This is a genomic window from Candidatus Symbiothrix dinenymphae, from assembly GCF_001431085.1.
Window position 1 is genome coordinate 1 of record NZ_BBRU01000164.1, and the last position, 731, is coordinate 731.

Sequence of the window (731 nt, forward strand, 5' to 3'; positions counted from 1 at the left end):
CACAGTGGATAATGCCGCAGTGGATATTGATAATAAAGTGCCGGGGGATGACTTAATCCTATTGGATGCTTCGGCTGCTTTTGCCGACAAAAATGTGGGCACACGGTCGGTTACATTTGCCGATTTCACGCTCGGCGGCACGGAAAAAGACAATTATGAGTTGATGGCTCAGCCGGCTGATGTCGTAGCCACCGCCGCGATTACACCCAAGCCGGTTACGCTCACAGGTTTTTCAGTCGATAGCAGAACTTACGATGGCACTACGAACGCTACCTTTAGCGGTACGGGCAATGTCGTTGGCATAGTTGAGGATGTCGGCGATGTGGTAACTGTGGAAAAAGGCACAGCGGCTTTTGCCGATAAAAATGCAGGACCGGACAAACCGGTCATATTTGACGGCTTCGCGCTCGCCGGTGCGCACAAAGATAATTACGAATTGGCAGCACAGCCTGTCGCTACGGCAACAATCACCCCTTTGCCTGTCGTGGTCACGCCGAACGATAATCTGAGTAAAACTTACAACCCCGCCGACCCGCCGCTGACTTACACTTACAGTCCGGATCTGCTCGATGAGGAGGACCATTTTAGCGGCGTGCTCTCCCGCACCTCCAACGAAAAACCGGGGACGTATCCCATCAATCAAGGCTCACTGACTGCCGGCGGCAACTACGCTATCAGCATTGCAAATAAAGTCTTCACCATCATCCCGAAGAGCATTACCGCTTCAACGG

The 731-nt window shown here is 52.5% G+C and carries 1 protein-coding gene; it reads left to right on the forward strand.

All coding sequences use genetic code 11. The features are described from left to right. The coding region (locus tag ASC50_RS02450; RefSeq protein WP_226995346.1) for a YDG domain-containing protein at positions 1-731 on the forward strand (731 nt) is incomplete at both ends.